The 18,554-nt window shown below is 39.8% G+C and carries 20 protein-coding genes; all 20 read left to right on the forward strand.

The features are described 5' to 3' along the window. The first annotated feature begins 3 nt into the window (after nt 1-3). The 20 genes from fliR to dxr all read left to right on the forward strand — a co-directional run bounded on the left by fliR (nt 4) and on the right by dxr (nt 18,535). Complete coding sequence (gene fliR, locus CSV67_RS07275; RefSeq protein ID WP_099630927.1) at nt 4-780, forward strand: flagellar biosynthetic protein FliR; 777 nt, start codon at nt 4-6, stop codon at nt 778-780. Further along, nucleotides 773-1,864, forward strand: coding sequence for a flagellar biosynthesis protein FlhB (gene flhB, locus CSV67_RS07280; protein ID WP_099630928.1), 1,092 nt, complete (start codon nt 773-775; stop codon nt 1,862-1,864). Before fliR ends, flhB begins: the two co-directional genes overlap by 8 nt. Before the next feature lie 24 nt (nt 1,865-1,888). Continuing rightward, nucleotides 1,889-3,919, forward strand: coding sequence for a flagellar biosynthesis protein FlhA (flhA, locus tag CSV67_RS07285; RefSeq protein WP_099630929.1), 2,031 nt, complete (start codon nt 1,889-1,891; stop codon nt 3,917-3,919). Next, nucleotides 3,919-5,031, forward strand: a complete 1,113-nt coding sequence (gene flhF / locus CSV67_RS07290; RefSeq protein WP_099630930.1) for a flagellar biosynthesis GTPase FlhF — start codon at nt 3,919-3,921, stop codon at nt 5,029-5,031. The genes flhA and flhF overlap by 1 nt, the downstream gene beginning before the upstream one ends. Beyond that, entirely contained in the window at nt 5,024-5,890 is an 867-nt protein-coding gene (locus CSV67_RS07295) for a MinD/ParA family protein (protein WP_099630931.1), read from the forward strand. The genes flhF and CSV67_RS07295 overlap by 8 nt, the downstream gene beginning before the upstream one ends. A gap of 52 nt (nt 5,891-5,942) precedes the next feature. Continuing rightward, on the forward strand, nt 5,943-7,022 hold the full coding sequence (locus CSV67_RS07300; protein ID WP_233192576.1) for a protein-glutamate methylesterase/protein-glutamine glutaminase: 1,080 nt from the start codon (nt 5,943-5,945) through the stop codon (nt 7,020-7,022). A gap of 15 nt (nt 7,023-7,037) precedes the next feature. Then, on the forward strand, nt 7,038-9,107 hold the full coding sequence (locus tag CSV67_RS07305; protein WP_099630933.1) for a chemotaxis protein CheA: 2,070 nt from the start codon (nt 7,038-7,040) through the stop codon (nt 9,105-9,107). 13 nt (nt 9,108-9,120) lie between these two features. Next, the gene (locus tag CSV67_RS07310; RefSeq protein ID WP_099630934.1) at nt 9,121-9,588 is read left to right on the forward strand and encodes a chemotaxis protein CheW; all 468 of its coding nucleotides are present in this window, start codon (nt 9,121-9,123) and stop codon (nt 9,586-9,588) included. Then, complete coding sequence (locus CSV67_RS07315; RefSeq protein ID WP_099630935.1) at nt 9,578-10,210, forward strand: chemotaxis protein CheC; 633 nt, start codon at nt 9,578-9,580, stop codon at nt 10,208-10,210. Before CSV67_RS07310 ends, CSV67_RS07315 begins: the two co-directional genes overlap by 11 nt. Next, complete coding sequence (locus CSV67_RS07320; protein WP_099630936.1) at nt 10,211-10,705, forward strand: chemotaxis protein CheD; 495 nt, start codon at nt 10,211-10,213, stop codon at nt 10,703-10,705. Nucleotides 10,706-10,820: 115 nt separating this feature from the next. Beyond that, a complete protein-coding gene (locus CSV67_RS07325) occupies nt 10,821-11,597 on the forward strand; it encodes a FliA/WhiG family RNA polymerase sigma factor (protein WP_099630937.1) in 777 nt (258 codons plus the stop codon). Next, a complete protein-coding gene (locus CSV67_RS07330; RefSeq protein ID WP_099630938.1) occupies nt 11,594-11,890 on the forward strand; it encodes an RNA polymerase subunit sigma in 297 nt (98 codons plus the stop codon). Before CSV67_RS07325 ends, CSV67_RS07330 begins: the two co-directional genes overlap by 4 nt. Nucleotides 11,891-11,894: 4 nt before the next feature. Next, complete coding sequence (locus CSV67_RS07335) at nt 11,895-12,407, forward strand: hypothetical protein (protein WP_099630939.1); 513 nt, start codon at nt 11,895-11,897, stop codon at nt 12,405-12,407. Nucleotides 12,408-12,560: 153 nt separating this feature from the next. Then, entirely contained in the window at nt 12,561-13,298 is a 738-nt protein-coding gene (gene rpsB / locus CSV67_RS07340) for a 30S ribosomal protein S2 (protein ID WP_099630940.1), read from the forward strand. 98 nt (nt 13,299-13,396) lie between these two features. Beyond that, nucleotides 13,397-14,284: a translation elongation factor Ts gene (gene tsf, locus CSV67_RS07345; protein ID WP_099630941.1), complete on the forward strand. Its 888-nt coding sequence runs from the start codon at nt 13,397-13,399 to the stop codon at nt 14,282-14,284. Nucleotides 14,285-14,363: 79 nt separating this feature from the next. Further along, entirely contained in the window at nt 14,364-15,092 is a 729-nt protein-coding gene (gene pyrH / locus CSV67_RS07350) for a UMP kinase (protein ID WP_099630942.1), read from the forward strand. Next, nucleotides 15,089-15,646 (forward strand): ribosome recycling factor, encoded by a 558-nt coding sequence (gene frr / locus CSV67_RS07355; RefSeq protein ID WP_099628101.1) that lies wholly within the window; start codon nt 15,089-15,091, stop codon nt 15,644-15,646. Before pyrH ends, frr begins: the two co-directional genes overlap by 4 nt. Nucleotides 15,647-15,778: 132 nt before the next feature. Next, the gene (locus CSV67_RS07360; RefSeq protein ID WP_099630943.1) at nt 15,779-16,570 is read left to right on the forward strand and encodes an undecaprenyl pyrophosphate synthase; all 792 of its coding nucleotides are present in this window, start codon (nt 15,779-15,781) and stop codon (nt 16,568-16,570) included. Then, nucleotides 16,567-17,361, forward strand: a complete 795-nt coding sequence (locus CSV67_RS07365) for a phosphatidate cytidylyltransferase (RefSeq protein WP_099630944.1) — start codon at nt 16,567-16,569, stop codon at nt 17,359-17,361. The genes CSV67_RS07360 and CSV67_RS07365 overlap by 4 nt, the downstream gene beginning before the upstream one ends. A 19-nt stretch (nt 17,362-17,380) precedes the next feature. Beyond that, a complete protein-coding gene (gene dxr / locus CSV67_RS07370; protein ID WP_099630945.1) occupies nt 17,381-18,535 on the forward strand; it encodes a 1-deoxy-D-xylulose-5-phosphate reductoisomerase in 1,155 nt (384 codons plus the stop codon). Nucleotides 18,536-18,554 lie beyond the last annotated feature (19 nt).

An 18,554-nucleotide genomic window follows, 5' to 3' on the forward strand; every position in this document is an offset into this window, starting at 1 on the left:
TAAATGAATGAACTTATTCCGTCGTTGCCCGCATTTTTACTTATACTAACCCGTGTTACTTCTTTCTTCGTAACACTGCCATTATTCTCTTACAAGACCATTCCAGCTACGCAACGATTATTATTTGGGGCAATACTGGCCTGGATGATGTCTTACTCTATCACGATGCCCGAACTGGTAATCGATGGTCAATACATATTACTTGTACTTAAAGAAGCGGTAGTCGGCTTATCAATCGGCATTGCCGCTTTTATTATTATGTCAGCCATTCAAGTGGCTGGTGGATTTATTGATTTTCAGATGGGATTTGCTATTGCGAACGTTATTGATCCCCAAACGGGTGCGCAGTCACCATTGCTAGGGCAATTTCTTAATTCGTTAGCGATTTTATTGTTATTAGTAGTCAATGGTCATCATTTGCTGTTGGATGGGATATTTTACAGCTACGAGTTTGTCCCGATCACGTCTATGTGGCCGCCTTTTGGTAGTCCTAACATGGCAGAATTTATCGTTTTGACCTTTGCGAAATCTTTTGCGATTGCGTTTCAAATGGCGATTCCAGTTGTAGCTACGTTATTTCTTGTCGATTTGGCACTCGGGATTACTGCACGTGCCGTACCACAATTAAATATTTTTGTAGTGGGGTTTCCAATTAAAATTGGTGTCAGTTTCTTAGTAATCGTTACGATGTCTAGTGTCTTTATAATCGTCATGAAGAAAATGTTTGAAATTATGATTGTGACGATGAGAAATCTGATGATACTGCTTGGGGGTGGCTAACTTGTTACTAAGGCTAGATTTACAATTCTTTGCCGGTGAGAAGACGGAAAAAGCTACTCCGAAAAAGCGGGAAGATTCTAGGAAGAAAGGCCAAGTACTAAAAAGTCAAGACGTAACAGCTGCTATTGTACTTTTCTCTATTTTTACATTTATGTTCTTTGCCGCAGGTTTTATGCGGGATAATTTCTTTGTGTTTTTCCGTGAATCTTTTACACACTTTATCCCGATCAAATCGCTGGATGAAGAACAAGTCATGTTAGTATACATAAGCGTTATTAAACAAATGGCGATCATTTTACTGCCGATTATGTTAATAGCAGTTATTGCAAGTGTTGCAGCGAATTTGCTACAATTTGGTCTCTTATTTACTGCAGAGACATTGAAGTTTGATTTAAAGAAAATAGATCCAATTAAAGGATTAAAGCGAATCTTTTCTATTCGTGCAATTGTAGAGTTATTGAAATCCATATTAAAAATTTCTTTTATTGGGACCGTTACAACCCTTATTGTATGGAGTAATCTGGACCAAGTGCTGGACTTGGCATTTAAGACACCGCAAGTAACCTTGGTGACTGTAGCAAAGTTAGTCGGAATGATGGGGATTATCGCATCATTGGTATTATTGTTTATTTCTATCTTGGACTTTCTTTATCAGAAATTTGACTATGAAAAAAATCTTAAAATGTCTAAACAAGATATTAAAGATGAAAGTAAAAATATGGACGGTGACCCGCTTATCAAATCCCGTATTAGACAACGTCAGCGTGAAATGGCCATGCGTCGGATGATGCAAGAGATCCCTGAAGCGGACGTAGTAATCACCAATCCTACTCACTATGCCATTGCGCTAAAGTACGATGAAGATCAGATGGATTCACCAATCGTCGTTGGGAAAGGTGCAGATTTTGTCGCACAAAAAATTAAAATGATTGCGTCGGAGCACGATATTGTAATGGTAGAAAATCGACCTCTAGCACGTGCTATGTATGATGAGGTAGAGATTGGAGATCGAATACCGGAGCAATTTTTTAAAGCAATCGCAGAAATTCTAGCGTATGTATATCGTATTCAAAAGAAAATATAAGTTATTGAAGAAAGTAGGGATGGCATGCAGTTTAGAGATATAGGAGTACTCGCGGCGGTTATTATGATCATTGCGATGCTTGTCATCCCATTACCACCTTGGTTATTAAGTTTCTTGATTATTATCAATATTACACTTGGGTTGATGGTTTTACTAACTGCGATGAATATGCAGGAAGCACTGCAATTCTCTATCTTTCCATCATTGTTATTATTACTTACATTATTCCGTCTAGGTCTTAACGTTTCTACAACACGTGCGATTCTTTCGGAAGGTGATGCGGGTGGAGTAGTTGACACTTTTGGTACATTCGTTACGGGTGGAAATATTGTTGTAGGACTAGTAGTTTTTGTTATTTTAATCATCATTCAGTTTATTGTTATAACAAAAGGTTCGGAGCGTGTTTCCGAAGTTGCTGCACGTTTTACTCTTGATGCAATGCCAGGTAAGCAAATGAGTATTGATGCCGACTTAAACGCAGGAATGATTTCCGATATAGAAGCTCGCACACGTCGTGAAAAAGTGAGTAACGAAGCTGATTTCTATGGTGCGATGGACGGTGCGACAAAATTTGTTAAAGGGGATGCCATTGCCGGAATCATTATCGTTATGATCAACTTATTGGTCGGTATGATTATTGGCGTTGTACAGATGGGATTGCCGTTTGCGGAAGCAGCAGTTCAATTCTCTACACTCACTGTCGGGGATGGGATTGTTTCACAAATACCAGCACTGTTGATTTCTACGGCAACGGGTATTGTAGTTACCCGTGCTGCATCAGAAGGAAACTTAGGCACGGATATTACGAATCAATTATTAGGACAACCAAAATTACTTTACGTAGCATCTATTACAATTTTTTTACTAGGTCTTGCTACACCGATTAATGACATCTTAACCATTCCCATTGCGGGTGCACTAGCAATGGGGGCATTTATGATGTCACGTAAAGAAGATGAAGATCCAAACGAATTATTAGAGATGGAAGAAAATGTTGAGACAGAAGGGTTGAAACGGCCTGAAAATGTCGTTGACCTCTTGAATGTCGACCCGATTGAATTTGAATTCGGTTATGGCCTCATTCCACTTGTTGATGCAACACAGGGTGGGGATTTGCTGGATCGAGTCGTTATGATTCGTCGTCAGTTAGCGATAGAACTTGGTCTCGTCATTCCAGTCGTTCGTATTCGGGATAATATACAATTACAACCGAACGAATACAGAATCAAAATCAAAGGGAATGAAATGGCTAGGGGTGAACTATTGTTAGATCATTATCTAGCCATGAGCCCAGGCGGTGAAGATTTAATAGAAGGAATAGATACTATTGAACCTTCGTTTGGATTGCCAGCGAAATGGATTACTGAAGAAGCGAAAGAAGAAGCAGAAATCATGGGTTACACAGTCGTGGATCCACCAAGTGTTGTATCTACTCATTTGACTGAAGTCATTCGTGCCAATGCATCCGACTTACTTGGACGTCAGGAAACTAAACAACTGGTCGATCACGTACATGAAACATATCCGATTTTGGTTGATGAACTTACACCGACTCCATTATCAATTGGCGAGATTCAAAAAGTGCTTGCTAAATTATTGAACGAACAAGTTTCCGTCCGTAATTTACCTATCATTTTTGAGACACTCGCAGACTATTCGAAGTACACGTCCGATGTAGATGTTCTGACAGAATACGTCAGACAATCATTGGCACGTCAGATCACAGGTCAATTTGTTGTAGGTAATGGGGCGTTAAAAGTATTAACAGTCGCTGGAAAAGTAGAGAAACTCATTGCGGATAGTATTCAACAAACTGAACAAGGAAACTTTCTTTCAATAGACCCATCACAATCTCAAATAATCTTGGAACGAATTGCGCAAGAAATCGAACGGGTAGCTATGCTGGACCAATCTCCTGTCATTTTATGTTCACCTGCCATTCGTATGTACTTACGTCAAATCACGGAGCGGTATTTCCCACAGATACCTATACTGTCTTATAATGAATTGGAAGCATCAGTGGAAGTGCAAAGTGTAGGGGTGGTGGATATTTAATGAAAATGAAAAAGTATACAGCATCTACAATGGTTGATGCTATGGCGAAAGTCCGTGAAGATTTTGGAGACGACGCGATCATCCTCAGTTCAAACGTCACGAAAACAAAAGGTTTTTTGGGGCTGTTTCGTAAACGATCTGTAGAAGTAGTTGCAAGCTATGATAAAACGAACGCAGAACGTATCTATGAATCACGAGTTCATTCTGTGCAACCCATTGCGGAGACAGAGTCTGTTGAACAAATTGAACAAGAAATGCGGGAGATCAAACAAATGCTAAAAGATATTCAGCCAGTGGATCGTGCATTTGAAAAATATCCCGATGAACTATTACCCATATTGAAGAAATTACAGATGCAAGGTGTGGAAAGTAAATATATTACAGAGATTGGTAATCTAGTTTTCAATCGAATGAAGCAAGACAAGATCGATTTTACTGAAGAACAGCAAATGGAATTGATTAGAACATGGTTCAGCGATCAACTTCACGACATACCTTTCGGTGGAATCACTTATCAGAAGCAGTTTATTAATGTACTAGGGCCGACTGGGGTAGGAAAAACCACGACCATTGCGAAAATTGCCGCACGTGCCTTACTGGAAGAAAAAAAGAAAGTTGGTTTCATTACGACCGATACGTATCGAATTGCAGCAATTGAACAATTGCGCACATATGCCAATTTACTTCAGGCTCCAGTTGAAATCGTTTATAGTGAAGAAGATTTCCGTACCGCAATCGAAAAGTTAAAAGATCTCGATCTCATATTTATCGACACAGCGGGCCGAAATTATAAAGAAGCAAAATTTGTCGATGATTTATCGAAACTCATTGATTTCTCTTTGGATATGGAAACATTTCTTGTGTTATCTACCACATCAAAGGAACAGGATATGGATACCATCATTAGACAATTTACTAATTTCCCAATCGAGAAATTTATATTTACTAAGACAGATGAAACCGATTCGGTCGGATCTATAATTAATTTAATTCTGAAATATGGTATAGGTGTATCCTACTACACAGACGGACAAGAGGTACCTGAAGATTTGACAGAAGCCAGTTTGGAAAAGATAGTGGACCTTCTATTAGCAGGTGATTCACATGCATGACCAGGCGGAAGCACTTCGACTAAAAATGATGAAAAGTCAAAGACAAGTAGCTCGCTCAATTGCCATTGTTAGTGGAAAAGGCGGAGTAGGCAAATCGAATTTCACTGCTAATTTCTCTTACGGACTCGTAGCGAAAGGGAAGAAAGTATTAATTGTGGATATGGATATTGGGATGGGGAATATTCATATATTATTTGGGGCTACGCCAATGTTTCATCTAAAAGATTACTTGTCTGATAAACAACCATTGCAGAGCGTTGTGACTCCTATTGAAGACAATCTTGCGTTTATAGCAGGTGGTTCCGGACTGGAGAATGTGGTGGAGTGGTCAGGTGAAATGTTTGTTCGATTGATTGAGGCATTTTCTATTTTACAGATGGAATATGATGTTATTTTATTTGATATGGGTGCAGGAGCAACGAAGAGTTCAATTGATTTAATCTTGGCGATGGATGAGATTATATTAATAGCGACACCGGAGCCAACTTCTATTACGGATGCGTATTCAATGATTAAGTTTATATGTCTGCAAGATGCAAATAAATCTATTCACATAGTAAGTAACCGTGTTCTAAAAGAGCAAGATGGACGTGATTCCGTCGCACGGCTTCAGTTAGCCATGCGAAAGTTTTTATCCATAGATACTAGTGTTTTAGGGTTTTTGCCAGATGACATTCATGTACGTAATGCAGTAATTGCTCAGATCCCTTTTGTCAAATTATATCCCAATTCAAAAATTAGCAAGCGAATGTTGGCAATAACGGATACATTTTTACACAGCAACAAACCGAGCACTTCTATTGAAACTTCTGGATTCATAGATAAAATCAAAGGTGTTTTTCTAAAGGGGCGTGTGTAATGTGATTACTGCAAAGAAAAAACGCGTTCTTGTTGTAGACGACTCAGCTTTTATGCGGAAGTTAATCTCTGATATGTTGAATAAACACCCCATGATGGAAGTCATCGGCATCGCTAGAAATGGCAAAGATGCAGTGGAAAAGGTTCGCAATCTTCAACCAGATGTCCTTACAATGGATATTGAAATGCCTGTGATGAATGGACTGGAAGCTTTAAAGTTTATTATGGATCACATGCCAATCCCTGTGGTGATATTATCAAGTACGACAAAACATAATGCAGAAAATGCAGTTCTAGCGATAGAATACGGTGCTGTCGACGTGATAGCAAAACCTGGCGGAGCTATTTCGTTAAATCTTCATGAAATCGAACAAGAAATTGTGGAGAAAGTATTTGCTGCTTCAAATGTGGTAATTCACACACTAACGCGTCAAATAACATCCACAAATAACCGTCATACACCAACGCCAAGCAAACAAAATACTGCAAATGAAAGTAGAAGCACTTCGACACTTCCTATAAAAACAGTAAACATACCTAAAAAAAATACACTTATTGCTAAACAATTTGTTATAATAGGTACATCGACCGGAGGACCAAGGGCCTTGCAGGAAGTCATTACAAAGTTTCCAGCGAACTTCCCACATCCAATTCTAATTGTCCAGCATATGCCACCTGGCTTCACCAAGTCATTGGCCGAACGACTGAATAATTTGAGTGAAATAACCGTTAAAGAAGCAGAACATGGTGAACCGATCGAAAATGGTACAGCCTATATTGCACCAGGCGGCTTGCATTTGAAGTTTGAGAAATCTAGAACGGGCTATAAGATCGTATTAGACGGAGACGAAGCGCCGCGTTCAGGACATCGCCCAGCGGTAAATGTGTTATTAGAATCAGCAGCAACACATAAAGAACTTGGGTTTATAACGGCTATCATGACAGGTATGGGTTATGACGGTAAAGAAGGTATGGAGTTATTACGTGCTTCATGTAAAACGTTTACTATAGCGGAATCTAAAAACACGTCCGTTGTATATGGCATGCCCAAAGCTATAATTGATGCAGGTCTCAGTGACGAAATCAAAGATATACAACAAATCGCTGATGCGATAATAGGAAATTTGAAGTAACTAGGGGGCTTTACAATGGATGTAAGTCAGTATTTGGATATGTTCATAGAAGAAAGTAAAGAACACTTGCAAGCTTGTAGTGAACAGTTGCTAGCGTTAGAAAATAATCCGGATGATTTGGCCATTGTCAATGAAGTCTTTAGAGCTGCACATACGCTTAAAGGAATGTCGGCGACAATGGGATATGAAGATATTGCAGATTTAACACATAAGATGGAGAACGTCCTTGATGCGATTCGAAACTCAAAGATCCAGGTTTCAACGGAGATTTTAGATGTGGTATTTGAAGCAGTGGATGATCTTGAACTAATGGTACAAGACATTGAATCAGGTGGCGATGGAAAAAAAGACGTGAGTAATTTAGTAGACACTCTCAATCGCATTGAAGCTGGACAACCAGTAGATGTAACGAACGAGCCTGCAGCAACAGCCGAGGAAGTTTCAATGGAGGTCGTCACTTCGAGAGGAATTCCTTATGATGAGTTTGAATTAACGGTTATTTCTCAATCTGCTGAACAAGGCTTTAATGCATTAGAGATCACTGTCACATTACGTGATGATTGCTTGTTGAAAGTTGCTCGTGTATTCATGACTTTTGAAATTTTGGAAAAGTCAGGCGAAGTCATCAAAACGGTTCCTACAGTAGAACAATTAGAAAATGAGGATTTTGATCAGAACTTTACGATTGTCTTATTAACCCAAGAAGATGCTGCAGATTTAAAGGCGAAAGTACTGAAAGTTTCTGAAATAGAAGACGTACATATTACACACATCACGGATGAATACGTGCAGAAGTACAAGCAAGCCTCATTGAATACATGTGACCCAGAACCTAGTGTGTTCGAAACAACAGTCGTACCTGTTACTAAAGCCGCAACAACCAACGAAACGCCTAAAGAAACTATAAAGACTAAAAAGACCACTACTTCCAATTCCAATAAAACGATACGGGTCAATATTGATCGACTTGATATTTTAATGAATTTATTTGAAGAACTGGTCATTGACCGTGGACGCCTTCAATCGATTGCCAGTGAATTGCATAACCCGGAATTGAATGAATCAGTAGAAAGAATGACTCGGGTATCAGGAGACTTGCAAAACATCATTTTGAACATGCGAATGGTACCTGTAGAAACAGTCTTCAATAGATTCCCCAAAATGGTTCGGCAATTGGCGCGTGACCTGAATAAGAAAATTGATTTAGAAATTGTCGGCGCTGAAACAGAGCTTGACCGTACCGTTATCGACGAAATAGGAGACCCCCTTGTTCATTTGATTCGAAATGCTCTAGATCACGGTATTGAAATGCCGGAAGAGCGAATTGCGAATGGCAAGCCAGAGACTGGAACTGTGACATTACGAGCCTATCATTCGGGTAACCATGTATTTATTGAGCTTGAGGATGATGGAGCGGGTGTAAATCGTGAACGAGTAGTTAGTAAAGCGATTGAACGGGGCATTATCAGTCCGGAAGCTGCGGATACATTGACAAATAAGCAAGTAGCGGAATTGATATTAGCTTCAGGGTTTTCCACTGCCGCTTCCATTACGGATGTATCAGGTCGCGGCGTTGGTTTGGACGTTGTAAAAAACACTATTGAATCTCTTGGCGGACATATTTCGATTGATTCCACTGAAGGAAAAGGATCGTTATTCCAGGTGCAATTACCTCTAACTCTTTCTATTATTTCTGTAATGTTAGTAGAGTTGGATGAAGAAATTTATGCAATTCCTTTGTCGTCTATAATTGAAACTGCCATTATTCAGAAGTCAGATATTTTAAATGCCCATAATCAGCCAGTCATCGATTTCCGTGGAACCATTGTACCGTTGGTAGACCTAAAAGACATATTTGAAATGGAGAATAGAAGTAATGAAGAAGATGAGTTCCAATCTATTGTGATCGTTCGTAAAGGTGACAGTTTAGCTGGGTTAGTCGTAGATTCATTTATTGGCCAACAAGAAATCGTTCTGAAATCTCTCGGTGAATACTTGCAGAGTGTCTTTGCGATATCTGGTGCTACGATTCTAGGAAATGGTCAAGTCGCATTAATTGTTGACTGTAATGCATTGATTAAATAATCGAGGTGATGACATGACAAAAGTATCGGAAGTAAGCGAAATGAAAGTAATTGTCTTTCAATTGATGAATAAGGAATATGCAATTGGCCTAGACGTAGTAGAATCCATCGAGAAATCGCTGTCGATTACACGTGTTCCCCGTATGCCTTCTTATGTTAAAGGCGTGTTAAATTTACGAGGTGTAGTGACGCCAGTGGTGGACTTACGTGAACGTTTTGATATGGAGTATAAAGAGTTTGATGAGACAAGCTGCATTATTATCGTTTCGCATGCGGGTGCAGAAGTAGGATTAATTGTGGACGATGCGAATGATGTAATGGATGTTCCGACAAGCGCAATAGGTCCTCAGCCGGAAGTAGTGGGATCTGTGGAATCCGAATTCATTTCAGGAGTGGCGAAAGTTGATAAGCGATTATTGGTTATGCTAAATCTGGAAAAAGTACTGCAACCGATAAAGAAGGGGAATACGGATGAATTCTAAAAATGACATCACCGAGATGCATCTGGATGTCTTAAAGGAAATCGGGAATATTGGAGCAGCACATGCTGCAACTTCATTATCACAACTGTTAGGTCAGAAAATTGACATGCGTGTACCTAACGTGGAGCTGGTTACGTTTGATGAAATGTTTGATTTAGCAGGTGGTACGGAAAAAGTGGTGGCGGGTATCTTTTTACGTATTGAAGGTGATTTGACGGGCACGATGTTTTTTGTACTGACTATTGAATCTGCTACACAATTTATTCGCAAATTGACAGGGGACGCGGCATTTACATTTACGGATGTAGATGATTTGGGAATGGGTGCTTCTGCGCTACAAGAGTTGGGGAATATATTGTCAGGTTCCTATTTGTCGGCGCTCTCTGATTTTACATCATTAAATATCTATCCAACTGTACCTTCATTAAGTATTGACATGGTGGGTGCCATTGTTAGCTTCGGCCTGATCGAAGTATCCCAGTACAGTGATGAAGTTATCGTCATTGAGACGGAAATATTACAAGAAGGGGAACAGGGTGTGTCAAGTTTAGCGGGGCACTTCTTTTTATTACCTGATCCACCCTCATATCGCACGATATTTAGTTCGTTGGGTGTCTTATAGATGGCAAGCGTTCAAACAGTAGTGCGTGTAGGGATTGCTGATATGAATATCGCAAAATCCCCTCATACGATTCGCACATCAGGACTGGGTTCGTGTGTTGGTGTAGTACTGTATGATTCTTCGAAAAAAATAGCAGGTATGGTGCATGTCATGTTGCCTGATAGCGAGTTGGGTAAGTCAACAAAACTAAATGTAGCGAAATTCGCAGATACGGGCATTCATGCAATGTTGGAACTTTTAAAATCTGAAGGAGTTAGACCTTTCAGCATCAAAGCGAAAATTGCGGGTGGAGCACAAATGTTTCAGTTCGGTTCAAATGATACGATCCGTATAGGTCCTCGCAATGTAGAAGCGGTAAAAAAAGAATTGAAAAGATATTCAATCCCGATTGTCGCAGAAGATACAGGCGGATCCAGTGGACGTACAATTGAATTTGATCCTGCTACGAGTATCCTGTTTGTTCGTACCGTCAATGCTGGAACGCAGGAAATTTAACAGTACAAACGAAGGCGGCTAATACATTAGTCGCCTTTATCTATTGTGATTTGCTATACTTATACATAAGACATAAAATCGGTAGAAGGAACCTGACAGGAAAGGCGTGAATTCGATGACAAATCAAGATGTAACTGAACGACATCAGTGGAAGTTATGGATCGAAAACCGTGATCCTGATGCAGGTGATATGCTAGTACGAATGTATACACCTCTTGTGAATTATCACGTCCAACGAATCAGTGCTGGACTGCCGAAAAACGTATCACGTGATGAAATCAAATCTCTTGGTTATCAAGGGCTTTTCGACGCGTTAACGAAATTTGATCCTTCGCGTGATTTGAAATTCGACACATACGCTTCATTCCGGATTCGGGGTACAATTATAGATGGTTTAAGAAAAGAAGATTGGTTATCACGTTCCCTAAGAGAAAAAACTAAGAAAATGGATGAAGAAATTAGTAAGCTCGAACAGTCCTACTTGCGAACGGTGACACCCGAGGAAGTAGCAGATCATTTAGGCGTTACAACAGATCAAGTCTATCAAACTATGCATGAACAGTATTTTGCCAATGTATTGTCCATTGATGAAAAAATGAATGATGAAGATGATCACGATCAAACCTTTGTATTGCAGGATGATCAAACGAAAACACCTGAACAACAAGCGGTCAAAGGCGAATTGATTGAAGACTTGATAACGAAAATCAAAGAACTAAATGAAAACGAACAATTGGTACTTAGTTTGTTTTACCAGGAAGATATGACGCTAACAGAAATTGGAGAAATTTTAAGCTTATCTACATCGAGAATCTCACAAATACATTCAAAAGCATTATTTAAGTTACGGTCGCTGTTGGCGGCTGAAATTACCGACGGAGGGATTTTATGAGTTTGAAAGCTATCGAACTTCAAATTGCTATCCCGAAGACATTTGAGGCAGGTAAAATAGCGGAGCAAAAGCAGCAACAGTCTCAACTTGCTCAAGACAGTGCCAATTTGCAAACAGAAAAACAAGCCTTAAAAAGCAAGGAAACGGTTTTAAAATCATCTCCATATGCAAAAATGGATGGAGATCATCAGCAGCCTAGCGAAGAGTCACAACAACAACAAGAAAAAAAAGAGAAAGAACAACAGCAAGCCAAGCATCCGTTTAAAGGTTCGTTCGTTGATTACAGTGGATAATAGTATGGGAATTTTACTAGCTCTTTTGTTCATCTTACAAATTATCGGATTTATGGTCATGACATTGCTGTACGTAAAAATTACAAAATTTAATAATCTGGAGAAAAAGCAACAACGTCTTATGAAAGAAATGGATCAATCCATATTAGCTTATCTAGGAGAAATCAAAGAAGAAAACGATCGTTTGATTCATCAATTGAATCAACGAACGGATGCTCAAATGAAGCCCACCACAAACTCAGCTCCAAGCGAACAGTCAATAACAGAAGTGTCTGATTCGAGACAGAAGCCACATCCGGTTCCTTTACATTTCGCTTTACGTTCCTACCAAAAGACGGTGGAAACTGAAAAGAATGTGAAAGAAAAGAATTCAGAACTACATTCAAAATCATTTGACGACCTGGACGACAAAGAAAAAGCCAAACAGCTGTATGCCGAAGGTAAATCAATAGAGGATATTGCAAGAAAGTTGAAAAAAGGTAAGACGGAAATCGAATTGATAATTAAGTTTGACTGAAGTTACACACAGTAGTTGCAAACAACGTAGAGTTGTGTTAATTTAATAGATGGTATTACTACACACGCGTGCGGATGAATGAGTGGGTGCCATTATGGTCACTTATTCGTAGGAAGTACGCGGAGGACAAAAAACCAATAGGAGGAATTAAACATGTCAGTAATCTCAATGAAACAATTGCTAGAAGCTGGTGTACATTTCGGACACCAAACACGTCGTTGGAATCCAAAAATGAAGAAATTTATTTTCGTGGAGCGTAACGGCATCTATATTATCGACCTTCAAAAAACGGTCAAAAAATTAGAGGAAGCTTACAACTTCATGCGCCAAGTCGGTGCGGATGGTGGTAAAGTTCTTTTCGTAGGTACGAAGAAACAAGCACAAGAAGCAATCAAAGAAGAAGCAGAACGTGCTGGAATGTATTACATCAACCAACGTTGGTTGGGTGGAACATTGACGAACTTCGGTACTATTCAAAAACGTGTAGCGCGTATGAAAGCTATTGAGAAAATGGAAGAGGATGGCACGTTCGACGTACTTCCTAAAAAAGAAGTTTCTCAATTAAATAAAGAACACGAGCGTCTTGTGAAATTCCTAGGCGGTATCCGTGACATGAAAGGCTTGCCTGATGTAATCTTTATCGTAGATCCACGTAAAGAGCGTATCGCGGTAGCTGAAGCAATCAAATTGAATATTCCACTCGTTGGAATCGTTGATACTAACTGTGATCCGGACGAAATCGACTATGTCATCCCTGCGAACGACGATGCAATCCGCGCAGTACGTTTACTTACAAGCAAAATGGCAGATGCTTTGATTGAATCCCGTCAAGGTGAAGACGACGAAGTAGCTGAAACAGTAAACGAAACAGCAACTGTTACTGCAGACTGAAATGAGTACATGATGAGACGATAAGTGGCGTACCCCTTATCGTCTCTTTTTAAAGCAAAAAGAAATTTCAAATGATATCTAATAGGAGGAATTTTCAAATGGCAACAATTACAGCCCAAATGGTTAAAGAACTTCGTGAAAAAACAGGCGCAGGTATGATGGACTGCAAAAAGGCATTAACTAAAGTAGACGGTGACATGACTGCAGCAATGGAGTATATGCGTGAAAAAGGCCTTTCAAGTGCAGCGAAAAAAGCAGATCGTATTGCAGCTGAAGGTGTTGCAAACATTTTAGTTCAAGGTAATGATGCAGTTATACTTGAAGTGAATGCTGAGACAGACTTCGTAGCAAAAAACGAAGGCTTCCAAACTCTTGTTAAGGAAATTTCTGAGTTCTTACTTGCAACGAAACCTGCTTCAGTAGAAGAAGCTAACGCAGCGAAATTAGACAACGGTTTGACAGTGTCTGAACACATTTCAAACGCAGTAGCTAAAATTGGAGAGAAAATTACTCTTCGCCGTTTTGTAATCCGTGAGAAAACAGATCAAGACGCTTTTGGTCCTTACCTACACATGGGCGGACGTATTGCCGTGTTGACTGTTCTTGAAGGTTCAACAGATTCTGAGGCAGCGAAAGATGTAGCAATGCATATCGCAGCAATGAATCCAAAATACATTTCACGCGACGAAGTATCTGCTGACGAAGTAGAAAAAGAGCGTAATGTATTGACTGAGCAAGCTTTAAACGAAGGTAAGCCAGAAAATATCGTAGCGAAAATGGTAGAAGGACGTCTTGGAAAATATTTCGAGGAAATCTGTGTCTTGGATCAAGCTTTCGTTAAGAATTCTGATCAAAAAGTTCGCGATTTCGTGAAAACAACTGGCGGAACATTAGTAGAGTTTATTCGTTATGAAGTAGGCGAAGGTATTGAAAAGCGTGAAGACAACTTTGCAGACGAAGTAATGAGCCAAGTAAAAGGTAACTAAGTATAATCCAATCGTACAGAGGGGCACATCCATCATGTGTTCCTCTTTTTTGAGAATAGGAAATTGCAGGAGGGCCAACATGAGTATTCCAAAATATAAGCGCATCGTGTTAAAATTAAGTGGGGAAGCATTAGCTGGAGACCAAGGCTTCGGATTGTCTCCGGAAGTTGTTAAATCAGTTGCAAGCCAAGTGAAAGAAGTAGTAGAACTTGGTGTAGAAGTAGCAGTAGTGGTAGGTGGCGGAAACATTTGGCGTGGGAAAGTCGGAAGTGAAATGGGAATGGACCGTACAACAGCTGACTACATGGGAATGCTTGCAACGGTTATGAACTCACTTGCTCTTCAGGATGCCCTTGAAAAGCTAGGACCAGAAACACGAGTAATGTCTTCCATTGACATGAGACAAGTAGCTGAACCTTACATACGTCGGAAAGCAATCCGTCATCTAGAGAAAAAACGTGTCGTAATATTTGCGGCAGGAACGGGTAATCCTTATTTCTCCACAGACACAACGGCTGCCTTGCGTGCTGCTGAAATCGAAGCGGATGTCATTTTAATGGCGAAGAACAACGTTGACGGTGTGTATTCTGCTGATCCGATGAAGGACTCCACAGCTACTAAATACTTAGAACTGTCCTATCTTGAAGTGATTAGTCAAGGACTTGAAGTGATGGATTCCACTGCTTCGACTCTATGTATGGACAATGATATCCCGCTCGTAGTATTCTCAATTATGGATAATGGTAATATTAAAAAAGCCGTACTAGGTGATGAAATCGGGACGGTCGTCAGGAGGAATAAGCAATGACAAAAGAAGTAATGGATCAGACGAGAGAACGTATGGATAAAGCGCATAGTGCCTATTCAAGACAGTTGGCATCTATTCGTGCTGGTAGAGCTAACGCGAGCTTATTAGACAGAATTTCTGTTATTTATTATGGAGCACCTACACCATTAAACCAAATGGCTGGAATTTCTGTGCCAGAACCACGTTTGTTAGTAGTTCAGCCTTATGATAAGACTACAATTAGTGAAATCGAAAAAGCCATCATGAAATCAGACATCGGAATCACACCGTCTAACGATGGATCAGTTATTCGCTTAGCTGTACCTGCACTTACAGAAGAGCGTCGTAAAGATTTAGTGAAAGATGTAAAACGTGAAGCGGAAGATGCAAAAGTGGCGATTCGTAATGTTCGTCGTGACAGCAATGAAGATTTGAAGAAGCTTGAAAAAGATGCAGAAATTACTGAAGATGAATTACGCCGTTACAATGAACAAGTACAAAAGATGACAGATGAATTTATCGAAAAGATTGACCAAACTGCAAAAGATAAAGAAAATGAAATCTTGGAAATCTGAGTACAGAACTTTCTATAAGGAGGAGCGTCCTACTTTTAGGACGCTCTTTTCTTTCTTTTGCATGCTATTTACCATGCAATTTGGTAGGATAGTCAGTAGGAGTATCCGAATTGAGCCAAGTGGGGGAACGCTATGCTTAGAAAACTAATGGGAAAAAAAACGGCAGACATTCAGTTGCTGGACGAACGGATTGAAGCCGTTAAAAATAGACAAATTCCTAACCATGTGGCGATTATCATGGATGGAAACGGTAGATGGGCGAAGCAACGTAAAATGCCACGAATTGCAGGCCACCATGAAGGAATGAAAACGGTTCGGCAAATTACCAATTTTGCAAATGCCATGGGTGTAAAAGCACTCACCCTCTATGCATTTTCAACCGAAAATTGGAAGCGGCCCAGGATGGAAATTGACTTTTTAATGAATCTTCCGGGCGAGTTTCTTAATACGTATTTGCCTGAGTTAATGGAAAAAGGCATCAAAGTGGAAATGATCGGAGATATGGATGCGCTTCCGAGCCATACAGAAAAAGCGATTAAGAAAGCAATGGAACAAACTAAAGAAAATAAAGGGTTAATTTTGAATTTTGCTATGAATTATGGGAGTAGAGTAGAACTGGTTCATGCAATGAAAGAGATGGCAGAAGAAGTGGCTTCCGGAACATTAAAAGTGGAGGAAATTGATGAAGGTTTAATTGAATCCAAGCTAATGACAGCCCATTTGCCGGAACCTGACCTACTAATTCGCACAAGTGGTGAAGTACGTTTGTCTAATTTTATGCTATGGCAACTTGCCTATGCGGAATTCATTTTTACGGATGTATTATGGCCAGATTACGATGAAGACTGCTTTTTACAAGCAATAGAAGATTTCCAAAAAAGAAATCGACGCTTTGGAAGCTTGGAAGGAGATCAGAAAAGATGAAGCAAAGAATCATCACTGCTATTGTAGCTCTCGTGTTTTTTGTGCCATTGATTATCATTGGTGGATTACCGTTTATAATGATGATTTTTGCGATATCTACGATTGGTTTATACGAACTACTGCGTATGCGTAATATGTCTCTTTTTTCTATCGGCGGATTACTCTCTTGGTTACTTCTGCTCGTCATTTTACTACCATCAAGGTGGACAGAACAGGTTGAAAGTTTCCTGAGTTTAGAAAAGCTTGAAATGATCTATGTATTGATATTATTGTTATTGGTTTATACTGTAATAATGAAAAATAAATGGACATTCGAAGATATTGCATTCAGTGCAATTAGTGCGCTGTATGTTGGTATTGGTTTTTATTATTTGATCGAAACTCGACTATTCGGTTTAGAGTACATAGGCTACGCATTACTCATTATCTGGTCAACAGATTCTGGTGCGTATTTTGTTGGACGTAAAATAGGAAAACGAAAATTATGGCCGGATATTTCACCTAATAAAACGATTGAAGGATTTATTGGAGGGATAATTTCTGCGGTCGTGATTACGTTGATTTATAATATGTTCTACCCTATCGCCACGTCATTCGTGTCGTTTATTCTCATTACAATAGTGGCATCAATTGTAGGACAAATGGGTGACTTAGTTGAATCAGCACTGAAACGTTTCTATAACGTGAAAGATTCAGGGAAGCTGCTGCCTGGACATGGAGGCGTTTTGGACCGATTTGACAGTTTACTGTTTGTACTCCCGTTGCTTCACTTTGTTCAATTCATAGGATAATGGAAAGGAAGTTCATAATATGAAGAAAATCAATTTGCTTGGTGCCACGGGTTCAATCGGGACTCAAACATTAAGCATTATTGCAGCTCATCCTGATCGCTTTGAATTAACAGCGATGTCGGCAGGAAGAAATATACAAAAAACAAGTGAAATCATTACAAGATTTCAACCCAAATTAGTTTCTGTTTTAGAAGCGGCGGATGCAGAGCGCCTAAAAAAAGAATTTCCTAAAATTCAATTCGTTCATGGTGATGAAGGATTAATTGAAGCGGCAGTTGGACTGGAAGCAGATGTCTTGCTAAACTCAGTAATTGGAAGTGTAGGACTAAGACCGACACTTGCGGCGATCAAAGCCGGCATGACGATTGCCATTGCGAATAAAGAAACACTGGTGGCAGCCGGTAATCTTGTCGTAGAAGCAGCACAACGTCATAATGTTCCACTTGTTCCAGTAGATAGTGAACACTCTGCATTATTCCAGTCGTTAAATGGTGAGAATCCGAAGAGAGTCACAAATTTGATATTAACAGCATCTGGTGGAAGCTTTAGGGACTACACGCGGGATCAACTTCAGCACGTTACAGTAGAACAAGCACTCGCGCATCCAAACTGGTCGATGGGTAATAAACTAACTATCGACTCAGCAACGATGATGAACAAAGGGTTGGAAGTGATAGAAGCCCATCATTTATTTGCGATGCCATATGATCAAATAGAATGTCTACTACATAAAGAAAGTATTATCCACTCGATGGTGGAGTTTGAAGATACAAGTGTCATGGCGCAACTAGGTTCACCAGATATGCGTGTTCCGATTCAATACGCACTTACCTATCCGGATCGTATTCAAATGGCTGATGCTAAACGTCTTCGTCTCGATGAAATTGGCAAGTTACATTTCGAAAAAATGGATTATAAACGATTTAAAGCCTTGTCACTTGCATATGATGCAGGTAGGGAAGGAGGCACTATGCCTACAGCGATGAATGCGGCAAATGAAGTGGCGGTTCAACTGTTCATGGAAGGTCATATTCCTTTCTTGCAAATCGAAGAAATCATTGAAGACATAATGCAGCAGCATCAAACTATTCAAAATCCCGATTTGGAAGAAATTTTGGAGACAGATCGCAATACGCGAAAAAAAGTCTATGGTATAGTGAAGTATCAAGATTAATTTCAGGCTATTATAGCCG

This window comes from Sporosarcina sp. P2 (assembly GCF_002743255.1).
In the GTDB taxonomy this organism is placed as follows: Bacteria; Bacillota; Bacilli; order Bacillales_A; family Planococcaceae; genus Sporosarcina.

Excerpts from the sequence above, each read along its gene's own strand:
- CSV67_RS07310 (WP_099630934.1), top strand. The coding sequence starts at position 9,121 with ATGACAAAAGTATCGGAAGTAAGCGAAATGAAAGTAATTGTCTTTCAA.
- CSV67_RS07365 (WP_099630944.1), top strand. The coding sequence starts at position 16,567 with ATGAAGCAAAGAATCATCACTGCTATTGTAGCTCTCGTGTTTTTTGTG.
- CSV67_RS07295 (WP_099630931.1), top strand. The coding sequence starts at position 5,024 with ATGCATGACCAGGCGGAAGCACTTCGACTAAAAATGATGAAAAGTCAA.
- CSV67_RS07325 (WP_099630937.1), top strand. The coding sequence starts at position 10,821 with ATGACAAATCAAGATGTAACTGAACGACATCAGTGGAAGTTATGGATC.
- CSV67_RS07360 (WP_099630943.1), top strand. The coding sequence starts at position 15,779 with ATGCTTAGAAAACTAATGGGAAAAAAAACGGCAGACATTCAGTTGCTG.
- flhF (WP_099630930.1), top strand. The coding sequence starts at position 3,919 with ATGAAAATGAAAAAGTATACAGCATCTACAATGGTTGATGCTATGGCG.
- rpsB (WP_099630940.1), top strand. The coding sequence starts at position 12,561 with ATGTCAGTAATCTCAATGAAACAATTGCTAGAAGCTGGTGTACATTTC.
- pyrH (WP_099630942.1), top strand. The coding sequence starts at position 14,364 with ATGAGTATTCCAAAATATAAGCGCATCGTGTTAAAATTAAGTGGGGAA.
- CSV67_RS07305 (WP_099630933.1), top strand. The coding sequence starts at position 7,038 with ATGGATGTAAGTCAGTATTTGGATATGTTCATAGAAGAAAGTAAAGAA.
- dxr (WP_099630945.1), top strand. The coding sequence starts at position 17,381 with ATGAAGAAAATCAATTTGCTTGGTGCCACGGGTTCAATCGGGACTCAA.
- fliR (WP_099630927.1), top strand. The coding sequence starts at position 4 with ATGAATGAACTTATTCCGTCGTTGCCCGCATTTTTACTTATACTAACC.
- flhA (WP_099630929.1), top strand. The coding sequence starts at position 1,889 with ATGCAGTTTAGAGATATAGGAGTACTCGCGGCGGTTATTATGATCATT.
- CSV67_RS07315 (WP_099630935.1), top strand. The coding sequence starts at position 9,578 with ATGAATTCTAAAAATGACATCACCGAGATGCATCTGGATGTCTTAAAG.
- CSV67_RS07330 (WP_099630938.1), top strand. The coding sequence starts at position 11,594 with ATGAGTTTGAAAGCTATCGAACTTCAAATTGCTATCCCGAAGACATTT.
- CSV67_RS07335 (WP_099630939.1), top strand. The coding sequence starts at position 11,895 with ATGGGAATTTTACTAGCTCTTTTGTTCATCTTACAAATTATCGGATTT.
- CSV67_RS07300 (WP_233192576.1), top strand. The coding sequence starts at position 5,943 with ATGCGGAAGTTAATCTCTGATATGTTGAATAAACACCCCATGATGGAA.
- CSV67_RS07320 (WP_099630936.1), top strand. The coding sequence starts at position 10,211 with ATGGCAAGCGTTCAAACAGTAGTGCGTGTAGGGATTGCTGATATGAAT.
- tsf (WP_099630941.1), top strand. The coding sequence starts at position 13,397 with ATGGCAACAATTACAGCCCAAATGGTTAAAGAACTTCGTGAAAAAACA.
- frr (WP_099628101.1), top strand. The coding sequence starts at position 15,089 with ATGACAAAAGAAGTAATGGATCAGACGAGAGAACGTATGGATAAAGCG.